The 18463-nt window shown below is 59.4% G+C and carries 15 protein-coding genes; 7 read left to right on the top strand and 8 right to left on the bottom strand.

From position 1 onward, the window contains the following. Positions 1–173 precede the first annotated feature (173 nt). From ACM110_RS08885 to ACM110_RS08855, 7 genes are all read left to right on the top strand, one after another. Complete coding sequence (locus ACM110_RS08885) at positions 174–755, top strand: alpha/beta hydrolase (protein ID WP_416127467.1); 582 nt, start codon at positions 174–176, stop codon at positions 753–755. Between the two features lie 58 nt (positions 756–813). Continuing rightward, entirely contained in the window at positions 814–1746 is a 933-nt protein-coding gene (locus tag ACM110_RS08880) for a sigma 54-interacting transcriptional regulator (RefSeq protein WP_416127466.1), read from the top strand. A 161-nt stretch (positions 1747–1907) separates the two neighbouring features. Then, positions 1908–2705, top strand: a complete 798-nt coding sequence (locus tag ACM110_RS08875; RefSeq protein ID WP_416127465.1) for a MetQ/NlpA family ABC transporter substrate-binding protein — start codon at positions 1908–1910, stop codon at positions 2703–2705. 488 nt (positions 2706–3193) lie between these two features. Then, positions 3194–4294: an RHS repeat-associated core domain-containing protein gene (locus ACM110_RS08870; protein ID WP_416127464.1), complete on the top strand. Its 1101-nt coding sequence runs from the start codon at positions 3194–3196 to the stop codon at positions 4292–4294. A gap of 174 nt (positions 4295–4468) precedes the next feature. Then, positions 4469–5572, top strand: coding sequence for an efflux RND transporter periplasmic adaptor subunit (locus ACM110_RS08865; protein WP_416127463.1), 1104 nt, complete (start codon positions 4469–4471; stop codon positions 5570–5572). Beyond that, the gene (locus ACM110_RS08860) at positions 5569–6633 is read left to right on the top strand and encodes an efflux RND transporter periplasmic adaptor subunit (protein ID WP_416127462.1); all 1065 of its coding nucleotides are present in this window, start codon (positions 5569–5571) and stop codon (positions 6631–6633) included. The genes ACM110_RS08865 and ACM110_RS08860 overlap by 4 nt, the downstream gene beginning before the upstream one ends. Then, a complete protein-coding gene (locus ACM110_RS08855) occupies positions 6630–9680 on the top strand; it encodes an efflux RND transporter permease subunit (RefSeq protein WP_416127461.1) in 3051 nt (1016 codons plus the stop codon). The genes ACM110_RS08860 and ACM110_RS08855 overlap by 4 nt, the downstream gene beginning before the upstream one ends. Before the next feature lie 103 nt (positions 9681–9783). Here the strand turns inward: ACM110_RS08855 and ACM110_RS08850 are convergent, their stop codons facing one another. The 8 genes from ACM110_RS08850 to ACM110_RS08815 form a co-directional block, all read right to left on the bottom strand. Further along, positions 9784–10413 carry a class I SAM-dependent methyltransferase gene (locus ACM110_RS08850; protein WP_416127460.1) on the bottom strand — a complete coding sequence of 210 codons (630 nt, stop codon included), beginning with the start codon at positions 10411–10413 and terminating at the stop codon, positions 9784–9786. 139 nt (positions 10414–10552) lie between these two features. Beyond that, complete coding sequence (locus ACM110_RS08845; protein ID WP_338584147.1) at positions 10553–11197, bottom strand: methionine ABC transporter permease; 645 nt, start codon at positions 11195–11197, stop codon at positions 10553–10555. Next, on the bottom strand, positions 11187–12308 hold the full coding sequence (locus ACM110_RS08840; RefSeq protein WP_416127459.1) for a methionine ABC transporter ATP-binding protein: 1122 nt from the start codon (positions 12306–12308) through the stop codon (positions 11187–11189). The genes ACM110_RS08845 and ACM110_RS08840 overlap by 11 nt, the downstream gene beginning before the upstream one ends. Positions 12309–12310: 2 nt before the next feature. Then, complete coding sequence (locus ACM110_RS08835) at positions 12311–13120, bottom strand: MetQ/NlpA family ABC transporter substrate-binding protein (protein WP_416127458.1); 810 nt, start codon at positions 13118–13120, stop codon at positions 12311–12313. A gap of 128 nt (positions 13121–13248) precedes the next feature. After that, positions 13249–14607 carry an LLM class flavin-dependent oxidoreductase gene (locus tag ACM110_RS08830; protein ID WP_416127457.1) on the bottom strand — a complete coding sequence of 453 codons (1359 nt, stop codon included), beginning with the start codon at positions 14605–14607 and terminating at the stop codon, positions 13249–13251. After that, positions 14607–15800 (bottom strand): SfnB family sulfur acquisition oxidoreductase, encoded by a 1194-nt coding sequence (locus tag ACM110_RS08825; RefSeq protein ID WP_338584151.1) that lies wholly within the window; start codon positions 15798–15800, stop codon positions 14607–14609. The genes ACM110_RS08830 and ACM110_RS08825 overlap by 1 nt, the downstream gene beginning before the upstream one ends. Positions 15801–15823: 23 nt before the next feature. After that, positions 15824–17065: an SfnB family sulfur acquisition oxidoreductase gene (locus tag ACM110_RS08820; protein WP_416127456.1), complete on the bottom strand. Its 1242-nt coding sequence runs from the start codon at positions 17063–17065 to the stop codon at positions 15824–15826. 173 nt (positions 17066–17238) lie between these two features. Next, positions 17239–18060 (bottom strand): hypothetical protein, encoded by an 822-nt coding sequence (locus ACM110_RS08815; RefSeq protein WP_416127455.1) that lies wholly within the window; start codon positions 18058–18060, stop codon positions 17239–17241. Between the last annotated feature and the right edge of the window lie 403 nt (positions 18061–18463).

Below are 18463 nucleotides of genomic sequence, written 5' to 3'. Positions count from 1 at the left end.
CAGGCTGCGATCTTCTGATCTTTTTAAAAGCCAGGATCAAAAGATCGCAGCCTGCGGCAGCTCCTACAGGGTTATGCCATATGGGTCTTAATAAATAGCTTCTTATTCCTTAACGAATATAACTCTCCTCCCTATACTCGACCAGGAACAGACACGCAGCAGGAGAGCTCCCCATGCGCAACGAATCAATTCGCTACCTGATTGTGCCGGGCTGGCAAGGATCGCCAGAAGATCATTGGCAAAGCCACTGGCAGAACAGCCTGCCGAACAGCGCACGGGTGGAGCAGGCCGACTGGCTGACGCCGCGTCGTGAAGACTGGGTCGCGGCGCTGGCCGAGGCGATTGCCGCCGACAGCACGCCGGTGATCCTGATTGCCCACAGCCTCGGTTGCATCACGGTCGCCTATTGGGCGGCGACCGCGCCGGTGCAGTTTTTGCGTCAGGTGCGCGGCGCCTTGCTGGTTGCGCCGGCAGACGTCGAGCGCCCGACGTGCGCGCCGGCCCTGCGCAACTTCGCGCCGATTCCGACGGATCTGTTGCCGTTTCCGAGTCAGGTAGTCAGCTCCGACAACGACAGTGCGGTCAGCGCGCCGCGAGCTCTGGAACTGGCGCGTCAGTGGGGCGCGGAAGCGGGGATCCTGGCAGGTGCGGGGCACATCAACGTGAAGTCCGGCCACCAGCGTTGGGAGCAGGGATTCGCCTATCTCTATCGCCTGCAAAACCGCATGGAACATAACGCCCTGCGCCGCGCTTGAACCTTTTATTTTTTTAGAATCGCCCCCGTCTCCCGGCGGTTTTGGGCGGGAGTCTGCCATGAGTTTTGAAACTTTCGGTCAGCCATTGCTGACGTTTCCCGACGCCGAAAAAAGTCCCCTGAGCATCCGCGCCAAGGCGCTGGTGTTCGTCGATCCGCGCTCCCGGCAATTGCGCCAGGAGTTGGAGCAACTGGCAACCCGTGAGGTTTCGGTGCTGATCCGTGGTGAAACCGGCACCGGCAAGGAATTGCTGGCGCGGCACATCCATCGTGCCAGTGACCGCGGCGGGCTGTTTGTCTCGGTCAATTGCGGAGCGATCAGCCCGACTTACGCCGACGCCGAATTGTTTGGTTATGCCGCAGGCAGTTACAGCGGCTCGGCCAGCAGCCGTGCCGGGTGGTTCGGTTCGGCCAACGGCGGCACGTTGTACCTGGACGAGATCGGTGACTTGCCGTTGCCGATTCAGATCAAGCTGCTCGCCGCCCTGGAAAACCACGAAGTCACCCGCGTCGGCGCCCATCAGCCAAGTCCGGTGGATGTGCGTCTGGTCGCTGCCACCAGCATCGACCTGGCCAAGGCCGTCGCCGCCGGCAAATTCCATGAGCGGCTCTATCACTATCTCAGCGAAGGTCAGCTCGAACTGCCGGCCCTGCGTGAACGGGTGGGCGATATCCTGTCGCTCGCCGAATACTTTCTCGGCATCTACAGCCAGCGCCTGGATCTGCCGGTGCCGCTGATCAGCGAAGCCGCACAACAAGTGCTGGAGCGACACACCTGGCCGGGCAACACCCGTGAGCTGGAAAACGTCATTCACTTTGCGCTGTTGGTGAGCACCGGCGACGAGATTTTGCCCGAGCATCTGAACCTGTCGGAGGTACCGATTTCGTTGGAAAAAATCGAGCAAGACATTGTTTATACGAGCAAAAATGGCTCAGACGATGAGCGTTCGGCACTCAAACGTTTGCTGGAAAGCCTGACGCAGACGCTCTAGTGCGCTGTATGAACAAAATGGAATATGAAACTGAATAAACGTTATTGTCCGGGAATAAAAAATCCCGGTATTGTCCGCTTCACGCCAGCGATAGCACTTCACTGGCACTTGTACTAATAGCCGTCGCCACAAGCGACTGTGATTTTCGATAAGGACACTGCATGAAAAAGGTTCTGTTGTTCACCGCTCTGGCGGCTGCCCTCACCACGGGCCTGGCCCAGGCTGGCGAGAAACTGGTGGTTGCCGCGACCCCGGTCCCACACGCTGAAATCCTCGAGCTGATCAAGCCAACCCTCGCCAAAGAAGGCGTGGATCTGGAAATCAAGGTGTTCACCGACTACGTACAGCCGAACGTACAGGTTGGCGAAAAACGTCTGGATGCCAACTACTTCCAGACCAAGCCTTACCTGGACAGCTTCAACGCTGGCAAATACAAGGATGACAAAGCCAAATACCTGGTCACCGTGCAAGGCGTGCACGTTGAACCGTTCGGTGGCTACTCCAGCAAATACAAAACCCTGGCCGAGCTGCCTGACGGCGCGACCATCGCTATCCCGAACGAAGGCAGCAACAGCGGCCGTGCATTGATCCTGCTGCAGAAGGCTGGCCTGATCGAGCTGAAAGACCCGAAAAACGCTTTGGCGACCCCGAAAGACATCGCCAAGAACCCGCACAACTTCAAGTTCAAGGAACTCGAATCGGCCCTGTTGCCGCGTGTTCTGAAGGAAGTTGATCTGGACATGATCAACACCAACTACGCGCTGGAAGCCAAGTTGAACCCGACCAAGGACGCCCTGGTGATCGAAGGTGCTGATTCGCCTTACGTGAACTTCCTGGTGGCCCGTGAGGACAACAAGAACAGCGATGCCATCCAGAAACTGGCCAAAGCCCTGACCAGCCCGGAAGTGAAAGCATTCATCGAGAAGAAGTACAGCGGCGCGGTACTGCCTGCGTTCTGATTCGCGAGGTAAACCCTTTCAAGGTTTCCAACGCCGACGGCTGATACAGCGTCGGCGTTTTTTATTGCCCCGCAAAAGCAAAAGATCGCAGCCTTCGGCAGCTCCTACAGGGCGATGAGTACACCTGTAGGAGCTGTCGAAGGCTGCGATCTTTTCGCTTTACGGTTTCAGGCCACCCTGGCCTTCAACGCCCTGCGCAACGCTACCAGTAACTTGACGATGTCCTGCGGATTCATCGGCGGGGGCACTTTCACGTCTGCCATTTTTCTCTTCCTTGTGAGTGGTCGGCCGGGAGTCTGGCCAAAAGCGGTCCGTCCTTGGAGGGGCAATTCAAAAAAAAGATCCTTCCTACGGCGCAAAGGAAAATAGTCGTCTTCCGCATCCTCGGCAACTTGGCGAGACAGGTTTCGCTCGGTACTAGCAGTTCTGCTAGGTGTTTTCGCGTACTTGCGGGTGCAAGCTGAACGCTTGAGTACGAGGTTGGCCTGATGAGCTCGCAAAAAACAGTACTGTGCCGGTATCGCTATGACGCCCTGGACCAACTTGTCGGGCGTGAGCCTGCCGACCAGGAAAAAACGCCGCGGTTTTACTGCCGCGAGCATCTGGCGACCCAGCTGGCTGGTCAGGTCAGCGAGAGTTTGTTCCAGAGCGGCACGCAACTGCTGGCGGAGCAAAGACGCGAAGGTGCTTACCCGCAGAGTCGCTTGCTGGCGACCGATCAGCAACGTTCGGTCTTGCTGCTCACTCACCAAGGCCGACCTGTTTGGCAGGCCTTTACGCCCTACGGCCATCGCCGGGTAAAAAGCGGCCTCGGCAGCCTTCCGGCCATTAACGGCGAAGTGATGGATTCCGTCACCGGGCACTATTTGCTGGGCAATGGGCATCGATCGTTCAACCCGGTACTGATGCGTTTCAACAGCCCGGACAGCTTGAGCCCGTTTGGTCGGGGCGGGCTGAATCCGTATGCGTATTGCCTGGGTGATCCGGTGAACTTCAGTGATTCGTCGGGAAGGTTTGCCAGGATCATTACAAGCCTGTTCAGCGTGGCGAACGCACGTATTGTCATGTCACCTTCCATACCCTACAAACTGGGGAAAGATGCCTTGCAGTGGGGCGCGGTAGGTCAGCTATCGATCAAGCAAACGGTCGGGGCCACGGGGGCGGCGCTTGCGGGAATCACCACAATGGCTGCAGCCGTTACAGGGGTAGGCGCAGCTGTTGCAGCCATCAACAAGGACACCGAGGCTGCCGCGAACTTTGGTTTTATAGCGCTTGGGCTGGGTGCCGTGACGTTTACAGCACGGATGGGGTCCTTTTGGGCTGCACGTGATCCCAAGACCATTCCCGCTTTAAAACAATTTGTTGAGAGTAAGGGCCGAGTAAAAACCACCGAACCGATATCGCCGCGTGCATCGCGGGCTTCAAAAGATTTCGCTCCTCCAGCACTGTCAGTGACTCCCGAAGCCGTCACCTTTTATCGCAGTGGTCACGCATTCAAACGCAAATATGATGGCACTCTGATAGAAATAAATAGGCGGGCGTATTTGACGGCCACGCGCAAGAACGTTCGCCAATCCACAGATTTATAGACACTTCATCCGGATCCCTACCACCACCTCGCAGAGAGCTTTCGACGCTGTGATCTTTTGATCTGAAGCAGTTCTTTTTCAAGGAAATATCAATCGACGTGGCGAAGGCCAAACCCTGTTCTAAGCTCAGAGTCGTGTTGTCTCTGAAACACCAGAAAAGGCCAAGGAGTTTGCATGGCGGTTCCCGGATTGAAAGTGGTAATGGCCTTGAGCGTCATTGCGTTGCTGACCGCGTGCGAAGAGAAAAAACCGATTCCCGAATACCTGCCGCGGGTATTCGTACAAGTCGTCAAACCAGCGGATTACGCGGCTACGGTCACGCTTACCGGCGATATCCAGGCACGGGTGCAGACCGAGCTGTCTTTCCGTGTCGGCGGCAAGATCATCCAGCGTTCGGTCGACGTCGGTGATCGGGTGACGGCCAAGCAGGTACTGGCTCGTCTCGATCCCAAGGATTTGCAGACCAATGTCGATTCGGCCCAGGCGCAAGTGGTCGCTCAACAGGCGCTGGTCAAACAGAACGCCGCGGCATTCGTGCGCCAGCAAAAACTCTTGCCCAAGGGCTATACCAGCCAGAGCGAGTACGACTCGGCCCAGGCTGCCTTGCGCAGTAGCCAGAGCGCGCTAAACGCTGCCCAGGCGCAATTGGCCAATGCCAAGGATCAGTTGAGCTATACGGCACTGATCGCCGATGCGCCGGGCATCATTACCGACCGCCAGGCGGAAGTCGGCCAAGTGGTGCAGGCGACGATGCCGATCTTCGGCCTGGCCCGCGACGGCGACCGGGATGCGGTGTTCAACGTCTATGAATCACTGTTGGCCGAGAAGCCGAAGGATCAAACCATTGTCCTCAGTCTGCTCGAAAACCCGGCCATCAAAACCACCGGCACCGTGCGTGAAGTCACCCCGTCAGTGTCGGCGGAGTCAGGCACCGTACAGGTCAAGGTCGGCCTCAACAGCCTGCCCGAAGGAATGCAACTGGGCTCGGTGGTGAGCGCCACGGCCAGGGGGTCGGGCAAGTCGGTCATCGAGTTGCCGTGGTCGGCGCTGACCAAAAACATCAGTGAACCCGCCGTCTGGATTGTCGACGACAAAGGGCAGGCCCAGTTGCATTCGGTCACGGTCGGCCGCTATCTGACGGGTAAGGTCATCATCAAAGACGGACTGAAGGGCGGCGAAAAAGTCATCGTCGCCGGTGGGCAACTGCTGCACCCAGGCATGGAAGTCGAGATTGCCGAAAACACTTACAAGGACCTGAGTTGGGGAGCCAAGCCATGAAGCCTTTATGGGCGTTGTCCATTGGGCTGGTGCTGAGCGCCTGTTCCAAAAACGAGCCACCGCCGGAGCCGGTACGGCCGGTGCTGTCGATCAAGATTCAAGCGCTGAACGAAGAGGATCTGGGGCGCTTCGCCGGCAGTATCCAGGCGCGTTACGAGAGCAATACCGGGTTCCGTGTGGGCGGGCGAATCGCCAGTCGTAATGTCAACGTCGGGACCGAGGTAGAGAAGGGCACGCTGCTCGCCACGCTCGATCCATCCGACCAGCAGAACCAACTGCGTTCGGCCGAGGGCGACCTGGCAAAAATCTATGCACAACTCATCAACGCGCAGGCCACCGCCCGCAGGCAGCAAGCTTTGTTCGATCGCGGGGTAGGCTCGCAGGCCCAGCTCGATTCGGCCAACACCGACCTTAAAACCACCCAGGCTTCCCTTGATCAGGCCCGGGCCGCGGTCGACCAGAGCAAGGACCAACTGGCCTACACCGAATTGCGCGCCGACCATAAAGCGGTGGTCACGGCGTGGAGCGCCGAGGCCGGACAAGTGGTGACGGCCGGGCAGCAAGTGGTGACGCTGGCACAGCCGGACATCAAGGAAGCGGTGATCGACCTGCCGGATACTCTGGTTGACCAACTGCCCAGCGACACCGTGTTTCTGGTCGCCGGGCAATTGGACCCAAGCACCAACACCACCGCGATCATCCGCGAAATCGAACCCCAGGCACAGAGCGCCACTCGCACTCGTCGTGCCCGCCTGACCCTGGCCGAAACGCCGGAAGGTTTTCGCTTGGGCACGGCCATCAGCGTCACCCTGAGTTCGGCCGTCAAACCGCGGATCGAATTACCCGCCACCGCGTTGCAGGAGGTCGATGGCAAGCCACGCATCTGGGTCATTGATGCACAGAAAAAAACCGTCTCCCCGCGGAATGTCACGGTGATGAGCCGCACCAACAACACCGTAGTGCTGGACGACGGCGTGAAAAACGGTGAGCGGGTAGTCACTGCCGGCGTAAACAGTCTCAAACCAGGACAACCAGTGAAATTCGACGAGGACAGTCAATGAAAGGGCCTTTCAACCTCTCGGAATGGGCCCTCAAGCATCAGTCGTTCATCTGGTATCTGATGTTCGTCGCGTTGCTGATGGGTGTGTTCTCGTACATCAACCTTGGGCGCGAAGAAGACCCTTCGTTCACCATCAAGACCATGGTGATCCAGAGCAAATGGCCGGGGGCTACCCAAGAGGAAACCCTCAAGCAGATCACCGACCGCATCGAGAAAAAACTCGAAGAGCTCGATTCTCTCGATTACGTGAAAAGCTACACGCGGCCCGGCGAGTCGACGGTGTACGTGTACTTGCGCGATACCACCAAGGCCGGGGATATCCCGGAAATCTGGTATCAGGTGCGCAAGAAGATCAACGACATCCGTGGCCAGTTCCCCCAGGGCATGCAGGGGCCGGGTTTCAACGACGAGTTCGGTGACGTCTTCGGTTCGATCTATGCGTTCACCGCCGATGGCCTGACGATGCGTCAGTTGCGCGACTATGTGGAACAGGCCCGCATGGAAATACGCGGTGTGCCGGGGTTGGGCAAGATCGAGATGGTCGGCCAGCAGGACGAAGTGCTGTACCTGAACATCTCCACACGCAAGCTCGCAGCGCTGGGCATCGATCAGCTCCAGGTGGTGCAGAGCCTGCAAACCCAGAACGCCGTGACCCCTGCGGGGGTCATCGAGGCCGGACCGGAGCGGATTTCGGTGCGCACCTCGGGTCAGTTCACGTCCGAGAAAGACCTGGCCGAGGTCAACCTCAAGCTCAACGACCGTTTCTATCGTCTGGCCGACATCGCCGAAATCAGCCGCGGCTATGTTGATCCGGCAACGCCCGAGTTCCGTTTCAACGGTCAACCGGCCATCGGCCTGGCGATCGCCATGCAGAAGGGCGGCAACGTCCAGGCGTTCGGCAAGGCGCTGCACGAGCGCATCAACCAGCTGACCGCCGACTTGCCGGTGGGTGTCGGCGTGCACAACGTCTCCGACCAGGCCGTTGTGGTGGAAGAAGCCGTCGGCGGTTTTACCAGTGCATTGTTCGAGGCCGTGGTGATCGTGCTGTTGGTCAGCTTCGTCAGCCTTGGCGTTCGCGCCGGACTGGTGGTGGCGTGTTCGATTCCGCTGGTGCTGGCGATGGTATTTGTATTCATGGAATACAGCGGCATCACGATGCAGCGGATCTCCCTCGGTGCGCTGATCATTGCCCTCGGCCTGCTGGTGGACGATGCGATGATCACCGTGGAAATGATGGTCACACGCCTGGAAATGGGCGAGACCAAGGAGCAGGCAGCGACGTTCGCCTATACCTCCACAGCGTTTCCGATGCTCACCGGTACGCTGGTGACGGTGGCGGGGTTTGTGCCGATCGGTCTGAACGCGAGCTCGGCGGGCGAGTACACCTACACGCTGTTTGCGGTGATTGCCTGTGCGATGCTCGTGTCGTGGGTGGTCGCGGTACTGTTTGCGCCGGTGATTGGTGTGCACATCCTCAGCACCAACGTGAAACCCCATGAAGGCGAGCCCGGGCGCATCGGCAAGGCCTTCAACGGCGGGTTGCTGTGGTGCATGCGCAATCGCTGGTGGGCCATCGGCATCACCGTGCTGTTGTTCGTGTTGTCGGTGGTCGGTATGCGCTTTGTGCAAAACCAGTTTTTCCCGTCCTCGGACCGGCCGGAAATCCTGGTCGACCTGAACCTGCCGCAAAACGCCTCGATCGACGAAACCCGTCGGGCGGTCGATCTGCTCGAAGCTTCGCTCAAGGGCGATCCGGACATCGTGCGCTGGAGTACCTACATCGGCCAGGGTGCGATCCGTTTCTACCTGCCGCTGGACCAGCAACTGCAAAACCCGTTCTACGCGCAGTTGGTGATCGTCAGCAAAGGCAAGACCCGTGAAGCCATGATGCAGAAGATTCGTGAGCGCTTGCGCAACGAGTTCGTCGGCATTGGCGGCTATGTCCAGGCCCTGGAAATGGGGCCGCCGGTTGGGCGACCGATCCAGTACCGGGTCAGCGGCAAAGACATCGATCAGGTGCGCCGGCATGCCATCGAGCTTGCTACCGAACTGGACAAGAACCAGCACATCGGCGAGATCATCTACGACTGGAACGAGCCGGGCAAAGTCCTGCGCATCGATATCGCCCAGGACAAGGCGCGGCAGTTGGGACTGTCCTCCGAGGACGTGGCCAACCTGATGAACGGCATCGTTAGCGGCACGGCGGTGACCCAGGTGGACGACGACATTTACCTGATCAACGTGGTCGGCCGCGCGGTGGACTCCGAACGTGGTACGCCGGAAACCCTGCAGAACCTGCAGATCGTCACACCGAGCGGCACGTCGATTCCGCTGCTGGCGTTCGCCACGGTGCGCTACGAACTGGAACAGCCGCTGGTGTGGCGTCGCGATCGCCAACCGACGATTACCATCAAGGCGGCGATACGCGACGACATTCAGCCGACCGACCTGGTGAAGATCCTCAAGCCATCCATTGATGCCTTTGCCGCCAAATTGCCGGTGGGTTACAAGGTCGCCACCGGCGGTACGGTGGAGGAAAGCGGCAAGGCCCAGGGGCCGATCGCCAAGGTTGTGCCGTTGATGCTGTTCTTGATGGCGACTTTCCTGATGATCCAGTTGCACAGCGTGCAGAAGCTGTTCCTGGTGGCCAGCGTTGCGCCGCTGGGCTTGATTGGCGTGGTGATCGCGCTGGTGCCGACCGGCACGCCGATGGGCTTTGTGGCGATCCTCGGGATTCTGGCGTTGATTGGCATCATCATCCGAAACTCGGTGATCCTGGTAACCCAGATCGAAGAGTACGAGCACAAGGGCTATGCGCCTTGGGATGCGGTGGTGCAAGCCACCGAACACCGACGCCGGCCGATCCTGTTGACCGCTGCGGCGGCGAGTCTGGGGATGATCCCGATTGCCCGGGAAGTGTTCTGGGGGCCGATGGCCTACGCGATGATTGGCGGGATCATTGTCGCCACGCTGCTGACGTTGCTGTTTTTGCCGGCGTTGTATGTGGCCTGGTACAAGATTCGCGAGCCGAAGCAGGAAGCTGGCTAACCCGATAGCAAAAGATCGCAGCCTGTGGCAGCTCCTACAAAAGCGGTGTGAAAACCGGTTCTATGTAGGAGCTGCCGCAGGCTGCGATCTTTTGATTTGTTCTTTAGTCAACGCGCCGCCAGACACTCGCCAACCAAAGCTGCTGCTCCCGTGGCAGCCCCGCTGGCCGATAGTAATGCTCCAGCTCCACAAACCCCGCTTCAGTCAGCAATTGCTGCCACGCCAGAAGATCGTGATACGCCCCATAGCGCGGCCCGTTCCAGCCTTCCTGGTTCTCGCCGCGGGGATTGGAACTGAACAGCACGCCACAGGGTTTCAGTGCCTCGCGCAATTGCGTCAACACCCGAGGCAACTCCTGGCGCGGGATGTGGAACAACACTGCGTTGGCAAAGATCCCGTCGAATCGCTCGGCCGGCAGATCGAGCTTCAGGAAGTCCTGCTGCCAGACCTCGCAACCACTGTCCTCTCGGGCCATCTGCGCAAATTTTTCCGAACCGTCCAGACCGACTGCCTTGTGGCCCTTGCGCGTGAAGGTCTGTAAATCGCGACCGGGACCGCAGCCAAAATCGAGAATGTCGAACGGCGCCTCGCCCTGAATATGCCGCAGCAGCGCATCGATGTTCTGGCTGACATCGTGATCGCGAGTGCCTTCGCGAAAACCTTCGGCCACTGAGTTGTAATGACCCAGGGTGGTAGCGGTGATCTGCTGGAGATCGTCGGGGGTTTGTTTCATGGTTGGCTGCGCAGAAAAAGGAGATGCGCGAACTATAAGCGCTTTCGCGCTTTAAAAGATCGCAGCCTTCGGCAGCTCCTACATTTGGAATGCGATCCCCTGTAGGAGCTGCCGAAGGCTGCGATCTTTTGATCTTCACTTATCGCTTGTTCAAACCACGAGCCAGTCTGTCCCCACCCAACTGAATCACCGCCACCAACGCCACCAGCAACACTATCACCGTCAACATGATCTGGCTGTCAAAGCGCTGATACCCATACCGGTACGCGATATCCCCCAAGCCGCCGGCACCAATCGCCCCGGCCATGGCCGAGGAGTTGATCATGGTCACCAGCGTAATGGTGAACCCGCCAACAATCCCCGGCAGCGCTTCCGGCAACAGCACATGCCAGACGATGTGCTGGCGTCGGCAACCCATGGCTTGCGCCGCTTCGATCAAGCCGTGATCGACTTCGCGCAAACTGACTTCGGCGATGCGCGCAAAGAACGGCGTAGCCGCGATGGTCAGCGGCACTACGGCCGCCCATACGCCGTACGTGGTGCCGACGATCAACCGGGTGAACGGAATCAGCGCCACCATCAGAATCAGGAACGGGATAGAGCGAAACAGGTTCACGAACGCGCCCAGTGCGCGGTTCAGCGCCGGGGCTTCGTAGATGCCGCCCTTGGAGCTGGTGACCAGAATCACCGCCATCGGAATTCCCGCCAACAGTGCGATCAGCGACGACACGCCGACCATCAGAAACGTGTCGATGAAACCCTGTAGCAAGCGATCAAACCACATAGCCCAACACCTCCACCTGTTGTGCCCAATGGCTGGCGCGCTGACGCAATTCCTCGGCGCCGAGGGACGAGCCACTCACTGCCAGCAGCAGTTGCCCCAGAGCGTGGCCCTGAATGCGTTCCACGCCACCTTGCAGCAAGCGCACGCGACCACCGAGCGCGCTGAACAGGGCGGCGATGTCGGGTTCGTCTTGAGCTGAACCGGTAAATTGCAGGCGCAGTACCAACGCGTCGTCCGAGCACTGCGGTTGAGGTTGCAAGCAGCTTTGCAGCTCTGGTGGCAAGGCATGTTGCAACGGTGCGAGCAGGGTCTTGCTGACCTCATGCTGTGGGTTGCCGAACACTTCCCACACCGGGCCTTGCTCAACGATGCGTCCATGTTCAAGCACTACGACGCGATCGCAGATTTCGCGGATCACCGCCATTTCGTGGGTGATCAAAATGATGGTCAAACCCAGGCGCTGATTGATCTCGCGCAACAGGCCGAGGATCGATTGCGTGGTCTCCGGGTCCAGCGCCGAAGTGGCTTCGTCGCAGAGCAGGATCGCCGGGTCGTGCACTAGCGCACGGGCAATTCCGACACGCTGTTTCTGGCCGCCGGACAACTGCGCCGGATAGGCCTTTTGCTTGGCTTGCAGGCCCACCAGCTCCAGCAGCTCGCGGACTTTCTGTTCGCGTTGTTCCTTGGGCACACCGGCGACTTTCAGCGGCAGTTCGACGTTCTGCCAAACGGTCTTGGCCGACATCAGGTTGAAGTGCTGGAAGATCATGCCGATGCGTCGACGCAGCGCCACCAGGCGGTCCTCGTCGAACTCGCCGATGTCCACCTGATCGATCAACACCCGACCCGAGGTTGGTTGCTCCAGGCGGTTGATGGTGCGGATCAGCGAGGATTTACCGGCGCCGCTGCGACCGATGATACCGAACACTTCCCCGCGCTGGATCGCCAGGTCAATGCCGTGCAGGGCGGCCACCGGGCCTTGTTTACCGTCGTAGGTTTTGCCCAGGCCGACGAAGCGGACGTGGGCGTGATTCAGCTCAGGATGCAGCTCGGTTTGTTCGGCGTTTTGAGGCTCTGGAATCTCCAGTCGCCGTTGAATCGCGGCGGTCATGCTCAGCTCTCCCAACCGGCTTGATAGAGCTTGCCATGGGCTTTATCCAGTGCGGCGCGAACGGCGGGCGAGTGTTGGTAGATGTCGACGAATTTGATCAGGCGCGGGTCGGTTTTGCTCTTTGGCTGGATCACGAACTGGATCACGTACTCCTTGTGATCGAGGCCGTCGAACAGCAGCGCGGAACCGGCATCGAAAGTCTTCGCCAGACGAATGTAGGCCGGGTAGCCCTGGACCAGATCGGCGTCGTCGTAGGCGCGCACCAGTTGCACCGCTTCAACCTGGAGGATCTTGATTTTCTTTGGGTTGGCGATGATGTCTTCTTCGGTGGCCTTGTATCCCACACCCGGTTTGAGCGTGATCAAACCGGCCTTGGCCAGCAATTGCAAACCGCGTCCGCTGTTGATTGGATCGTTGGCGATAGCGACGCTGGCGCCTTGTGGTAGCTCATCGAAGCTTTTGTATTTTTTCGAGTAGAGGCCGACGTTGTTGATAATCCCTGGCGCGAACGGCACCAGGTCAAAACCGGAGGCAGCCTTGGCGTTTTCCAGGAACGGGATGTGCTGGAAGTAGTTCACGTCGATGTCACCGGCGGCAAGACTGACGTTCGGTGCGATCCAGTCGGTGAACTCCACCAGTTCGACTTTCAGGCCTTGTTTCCCGGCTTCTTCGACCGCCGCTTCCAGCGGAATGGCGAAGGCGGCGGTGGTGCCTATTTTCAGGGGCGCGTCGGTGGCGAAAACCGCGGAGCTAAACAGGCCGAGGGCCAGGGCCAGTGCTTTGACTGGGTGAGAGAGGTAGTTCTTTTTCATGAGGGTTTTTCCAGTCAGTTCAGAGAATTTGTGGTGTTTGGTCGGGCCTCATCGCTGGCAAGCCAGCTCCCACAGTGTTCTCGGGTGTTCACGCGACCCCTGTGGGAGCTGGCTTGCCAGCGATGCTTTTAGCGGCGGAAAGCCGAACCGGTATGCCGCCCAGGCAAATGCGCCCCTTCGCGAAACAGCTTTTCCCGCAAGCTGCCGTCGTCATAAGCGGTCTTGTACGACCCGCGCCGTTGCAGCTCCGGAATCACCAGATCGATGAAATCCACATAGCTTTCCGGCGTGACGATCCGTGTCAGGTTGAAGCCGTCGAGACCGGTTTCGGCGATCCACGATTCCAGCTCATCGGCCACTTGCCCGGGCGAGCCGACCACCGTGATGTAGCGGCCGCCGAGGGCGTGTTGCTCCAGCAATTTGCGTCGCGTCCAGTCGTTGTTTTGCAGGTTTTTGGTGGCGGACTGGATCGCGTTGCTCTTCACGTACTGGATCGGTTCGTCGATGGCGTACTCGGAAAAATCGATCCCGGTGGACGCGGAGAAATGCGCCACGCCGGCTTCGGCGCTGGCGTAACTCAGGTACTCGGCGTGCTTGGCCCACGCCAGCTCTTCGGTGGCGCCGACGATCACGTTCAGCCCCATGAACACCTTGATGTCCTCGGGATTGCGGCCAGCTTCAACGGCGCTAGCGCGGACCTTGTCCACCTGAACCTTGGTCGATGCCTTGGTCTGGCCGCTGATGAACACGCACTCGGCATGCCGCCCGGCGAACAGCAAGCCGCGATCCGAACTGCCCGCCTGGAACAGCACCGGCGTACGTTGTGGCGACGGCTCACAGAGGTGATAACCCTCGACCTGATAGAACTCGCCCTTGTGCTCGACCTTGTGCACTTTCTCCGGTTGCGCGTAGATCCGCTGCTGCGGATTGTTGAGCACCGCGCCGTTTTCCCAGCTGCCTTCCCAGAGTTTGTAGAGCACTTGCAGGTACTCGTCGGCCTGGTCGTAACGGCGGTCGTGCTCGACTTGTTCGCTCAGGCCCATGGCTTTGGCGGCGCTGTCGAGGTAGCCGGTGACGATGTTCCAGCCCACCCGGCCACGGCTCAGATGATCCAGCGTCGACATGCGCCGGGCGAACAGGTACGGCGGCTCGTAGGTGAGGTTGGCGGTGAGGCCGAAGCCGAGGTTTTTGGTCACCGCTGCCATGGCCGAAACCAGCAGCAGCGGGTCGTTGACCGGCAGTTGGATCGACTCTTTGAGCGGCACCTCCACTGAGTGTTGGTAGACGTCGTAAACGCCAACGATGTCGGCGATGAACAAACCGTCGAACAGGCCGCGTTCGAGCAATTGCGCCAGTTCGGTCCAGTACTCGATGGTTTTGTACTGGGTCGACGTGTCGCGCGGATGCGTCCACAGGCCGTGGTTGATGTGCCCGATGCAGTTCATGTTGAACGCGTTGAGCAGGATTTTCTTTTTCGTAGCGGTCATCAAATAGTCCCCCGCAGCGGAGGATTTTCATCGTTGAGGTAGTAATTGCCGACCGCGTGATACTTCCAGCGCACCGGGTCGTGCAGGGTATGCACGCGGGCATTGCGCCAGTGGCGATCGAGGCCATGTTCGATCAGGGTTGCCTGGCTGCCGGCCAGTTCGAACAAGGTGCTGCCGGCCGCGAGGGAGATTTCAGTGCTGATTGCGCGAGCCTCGGCGACGGCAATCGAGGCGGCGGCGACGGTCTCGGCTTGGGTGTCGGCCTGGGCCTTGTCGAGGAATTCACCGGCGCGTTCCAGCAGCGCTTCGGCGGCGTGCAGGCGGATGCTCAAGTGGCCGAAGCTCTTGAGGGTCAACGGATCTTCAATGGCTTTCTCATGGGTCGCGTCGATCCACGGCCGGGTCTTGGTGCGCACGAAGTGCAGTGCGTCTTCATAGGCCGCGCGGGCGATGCCGGTGTCGATGGCGGCGTGGAGAATCTGCGCCAGCGGACCGACCGGGGTCGGGCGCTCGAACGCAGTCTGGAACGGGATCACGTCTTCGACGGCGACATACACATCTTCAAACACCACCGAACCGCTACCGGTGGTGCGCTGGCCGAAGCCGCTCCAGTCGTCGATAACGGTCAGGCCTTTGCTGGTGCGCGGTACGAATGCCAATTGCTGCACGCCGTTTTCATCGATTACCGAGGTCGGGATGCGCTGAGCATAAATCGCGCCCGTGGCGTAGAACTTGCGACCGTTGATGCGATAGCCGCTGCCGTCGCGGGTCAGACGAGTGACGCGGTCGTGGGCGGTTTTGGTGCCGAGTTCGGCGAGTGCATTACCGAAACGCTGACCGGCCAACACTTCGGCGTACAGGCGTTTCTTCTGCTCGGCGCTGCCATTCACACGCAGCACTTCCAGTGCGTAGAAATGGTTCTGCGGGATCTGTCCGAGCGAGCCGTCAGCCTGGCTGATCAACGCGATGACCTTGGCCAGCGTGACGTTGGAAACGCCCGCGCCACCGTACTCTTTCGGCACGCTGATGCCCCACAGGCCAGAACGGGAAAACACTTCCAGCTCCGGGTGTGGCAGTCGACGTTCACGGTCGCGCAGGGCGCTGTCGCGCTTGAAATCTTCGGCCAGGTCGCTGGCGACAATCAGGGCTTGCTCATCGCTGGTTAGGACCGCGACGTGGTGAGAACTTGTCATGTGTTTCTCCAGATGTCTGGTCGTCAGATCCAGGAATGGCGAGCCGGTAAGGTGCCGTTCAAGTGGTAGGTGCCCACGGCGTGATACTTCCAGCGCACCGGATCGTGCAGGGTGTGCACGCGGGCGTTGCGCCAGTGGCGGTCGAGGTTGAATTCGGCGAGGGTGGCGCGGCTGCCAGCCAGTTCGAAGAGCTTTTCGCTGGCCAGCAGCGAAATCTCGGTGGTCAGCACTTTGGCTTCGGCCACCGCAATCGAAGCGCGGGCGGCGGACTCGGCGGTGAGCGGCGCGGCGCTGACCTGATCGAGTACTTGCCCGGCCTTGCGCAGCAGGGCTTCGGCGGCGTGCAGTTCGATTTTCAGTTTGCCGATGTCGGCGATCACGTAAAGGTCATCGCTGGCCCGTTCGACATTGGCGTCGATCCACGGCCGCGCACGGGTTTTCACGAATTCGATGGCATCGTCGATGGCGCCCCGGGCGATGCCGGCGTCGATGGCGGCTTGAATCAGTTGCGAGACGGCGCCCTGGGTATTGGGCTTGTCGTTGATCTTCCAGTTGTCCACCACCAGTTCGGCGTCGACCCGCACGTTGTTGAGCAAAATCGTGCCACTGGCGGTGGTGCGCTGACCGAAGCCGGACCAGTCATCGACGATCCGCAGCCCCGGCGTGCCGCGACGCACGAAGGCCAGCACTTGCTTGCCGTCGTCATTGAGCGCCTTGACCGCGACCCAGTGCGCGAACAGCGCGCCGGTGGAATAGAACTTCTGGCCGCTGAGGACAAAGCCATCGCCGTCGGCGGTGATGCGTGCCTTGAGTTCCAGGGTGTTTTTGGTGCCGCGTTCCGGCCCGGCATTACCGATACGCCAGCCATCGAGTACGCTTTTGAACAGCTGTTTTTTCTGCGCTTCAGTGGCGCTGCCCAGCACCAGGTTCAGGATGCCGAACTGGTTCTGCGGGATCTGCCCAAGGGCCGGGTCTGCCGCGGAAATGATCGCGAACACCTCGGCCAGGGTGACGAACGAAACCTGTGGACCACCGTACTCGCGCGGGATGCCAATGCTGCCCAGGCCGCTGCGGGTGAACTGTTCGATTTCCGACCACGGCAGCTTGCGCTGCTGGTCGCGTTTGGCCGCTTGCAGGCGGGCGGTTTGCGCCAGCTCATGGGCGGCCTTGATCGCTTGAGCGTCGTTGCGCAGCACTTGTGCGGGCAACAACAACGGGGCGATATCCAGATCACTCTGGACGACTGCATCTGCCAGACTGGACATCAGTGCCGCTCCTTGGCTGCACGCAATGCCCTGGCGATCTGCACTGGGGTGATTGTGTTCCGGACCATACCTACCTCACATCTCATGGAAACGCCGCTGTGTGCGACGAACGAAAACAAGAATGTCCGGTGGTCCGGTGTATATACCCTAAGCGTTTATAAATAAGTTATGAACTAACTTTTAGGAATATATTTAGAAGGGGTGCTGTCCGCAGGGCAACACTTGCACGCGTAGCAACAGCGGGGCTCCGCGGCCTTGAGTTGTTCCTTCTTCGGGACGTTCAGATAGGGGTTGGTACAGCCAATCTTCAGCGTACGTGCGGGCGCCCACCGCGAGTTGTTGCCCACGCGATCGAGGATGCAGTAAGTCACCTCCAGACGCAGGTCTTCGCCGGCTTCGTCAATGATCTCCGGTGGTACCCAGACCTGAATCGGCTGGCCCACATCACCCGCCTTGAGCCTTGGCAGGTCCATGCGCACATCGCCCCAACGCAGGGTGATTTCGTCATCGGCCGCCATGTTCAGATACGGTTCGATGGTCAGCGGCACACCCCGCTTGATCTGGTTCTGATTCAGCCCCTGACGACGAATGGTTTCGGGGATGCCCACCGGCGCCAGGCTCTGGTTTTCATCGCCGTGCAAGGCAGACGGCTGACCACCGGGGCAATCGAGTTTGATCTGCACGCGCCTGGCAGCGGATACCGCAGCGCCCTGGCCGATCTGCATGATCCGGTAGTGAATGCGCGAAGATCCATTGGCGATGAAGCTTTCCGGGACCCGCAACTGAACGGATCGGCCGACCTCATCGCGGGTAAGCACCCGGGAAGCAACGTAGCAGTTGTCCCAGAACAGTTCGATCAGATCGCCTTCGTCCATCGCCGCGTAGGGCGGCACATCGATCAGCAGGTGTGCGGCCGAGGTGATGTTGATGCCGGTCTTGTGGGATTGCGCCACGGTCGGGGCCGCGAGTTCGGATTGATTCGAGGTGCTTTTCATGGAGTCTCCTTGAAGTTTTGCAGCGAAGTCCGTTTCTGAAAAATAAAAAACGTGAAATGCGAACGGCAAAACAATTCATTACTTTAGGTTTAAAGAATGAGTGAGCGTGATGAGTGACGCCGGTTGGAGACTAGATAAGAGTGCGCTGGAATAAGTGTCAATAGAGTTTGTTAGTTGGGCGTGGAATGAGGTGTTATTCAGAAAGTTCCTACGCGATAAAGTTAATAAACGCTATCGGTGTGGCGAAAATGCCCATGAAATACCGGGGGTATTTGGCTTGAAGGTCGGTATGGGTGGGTGCGGGTGTCAGAGTCGCTGATGATGTGTTATCAGCGCAGGTATGTTGCGGAATATAAATATGTACCGCACGCGCTGACAAGAAGTCGTCTATTGTTCGTGCGTT

Origin of the sequence: Pseudomonas sp. NFX98 (assembly GCF_047784845.1) — a bacterium.
Classification (GTDB): Bacteria; Pseudomonadota; Gammaproteobacteria; order Pseudomonadales; family Pseudomonadaceae; genus Aquipseudomonas.
Note: the sequence above shows the minus strand (reverse complement) of the source record. Positions and strands in the feature narration are given on the sequence as shown.

What these genes read in the sequence shown, in the direction of transcription:
- ACM110_RS08835 (WP_416127458.1), bottom strand. Translation starts at nt 13,120, where the DNA reads ATGAAAAAGAACTACCTCTCTCACCCAGTCAAAGCACTGGCCCTGGCC.
- ACM110_RS08815 (WP_416127455.1), bottom strand. Translation starts at nt 18,060, where the DNA reads ATGAAAAGCACCTCGAATCAATCCGAACTCGCGGCCCCGACCGTGGCG.
- ACM110_RS08885 (WP_416127467.1), top strand. Translation starts at nt 174, where the DNA reads ATGCGCAACGAATCAATTCGCTACCTGATTGTGCCGGGCTGGCAAGGA.
- ACM110_RS08860 (WP_416127462.1), top strand. Translation starts at nt 5,569, where the DNA reads ATGAAGCCTTTATGGGCGTTGTCCATTGGGCTGGTGCTGAGCGCCTGT.
- ACM110_RS08830 (WP_416127457.1), bottom strand. Translation starts at nt 14,607, where the DNA reads ATGACCGCTACGAAAAAGAAAATCCTGCTCAACGCGTTCAACATGAAC.
- ACM110_RS08845 (WP_338584147.1), bottom strand. Translation starts at nt 11,197, where the DNA reads ATGTGGTTTGATCGCTTGCTACAGGGTTTCATCGACACGTTTCTGATG.
- ACM110_RS08820 (WP_416127456.1), bottom strand. Translation starts at nt 17,065, where the DNA reads ATGTCCAGTCTGGCAGATGCAGTCGTCCAGAGTGATCTGGATATCGCC.
- ACM110_RS08850 (WP_416127460.1), bottom strand. Translation starts at nt 10,413, where the DNA reads ATGAAACAAACCCCCGACGATCTCCAGCAGATCACCGCTACCACCCTG.
- ACM110_RS08855 (WP_416127461.1), top strand. Translation starts at nt 6,630, where the DNA reads ATGAAAGGGCCTTTCAACCTCTCGGAATGGGCCCTCAAGCATCAGTCG.
- ACM110_RS08840 (WP_416127459.1), bottom strand. Translation starts at nt 12,308, where the DNA reads ATGACCGCCGCGATTCAACGGCGACTGGAGATTCCAGAGCCTCAAAAC.
- ACM110_RS08875 (WP_416127465.1), top strand. Translation starts at nt 1,908, where the DNA reads ATGAAAAAGGTTCTGTTGTTCACCGCTCTGGCGGCTGCCCTCACCACG.
- ACM110_RS08870 (WP_416127464.1), top strand. Translation starts at nt 3,194, where the DNA reads ATGAGCTCGCAAAAAACAGTACTGTGCCGGTATCGCTATGACGCCCTG.
- ACM110_RS08865 (WP_416127463.1), top strand. Translation starts at nt 4,469, where the DNA reads ATGGCGGTTCCCGGATTGAAAGTGGTAATGGCCTTGAGCGTCATTGCG.
- ACM110_RS08825 (WP_338584151.1), bottom strand. Translation starts at nt 15,800, where the DNA reads ATGACAAGTTCTCACCACGTCGCGGTCCTAACCAGCGATGAGCAAGCC.
- ACM110_RS08880 (WP_416127466.1), top strand. Translation starts at nt 814, where the DNA reads ATGAGTTTTGAAACTTTCGGTCAGCCATTGCTGACGTTTCCCGACGCC.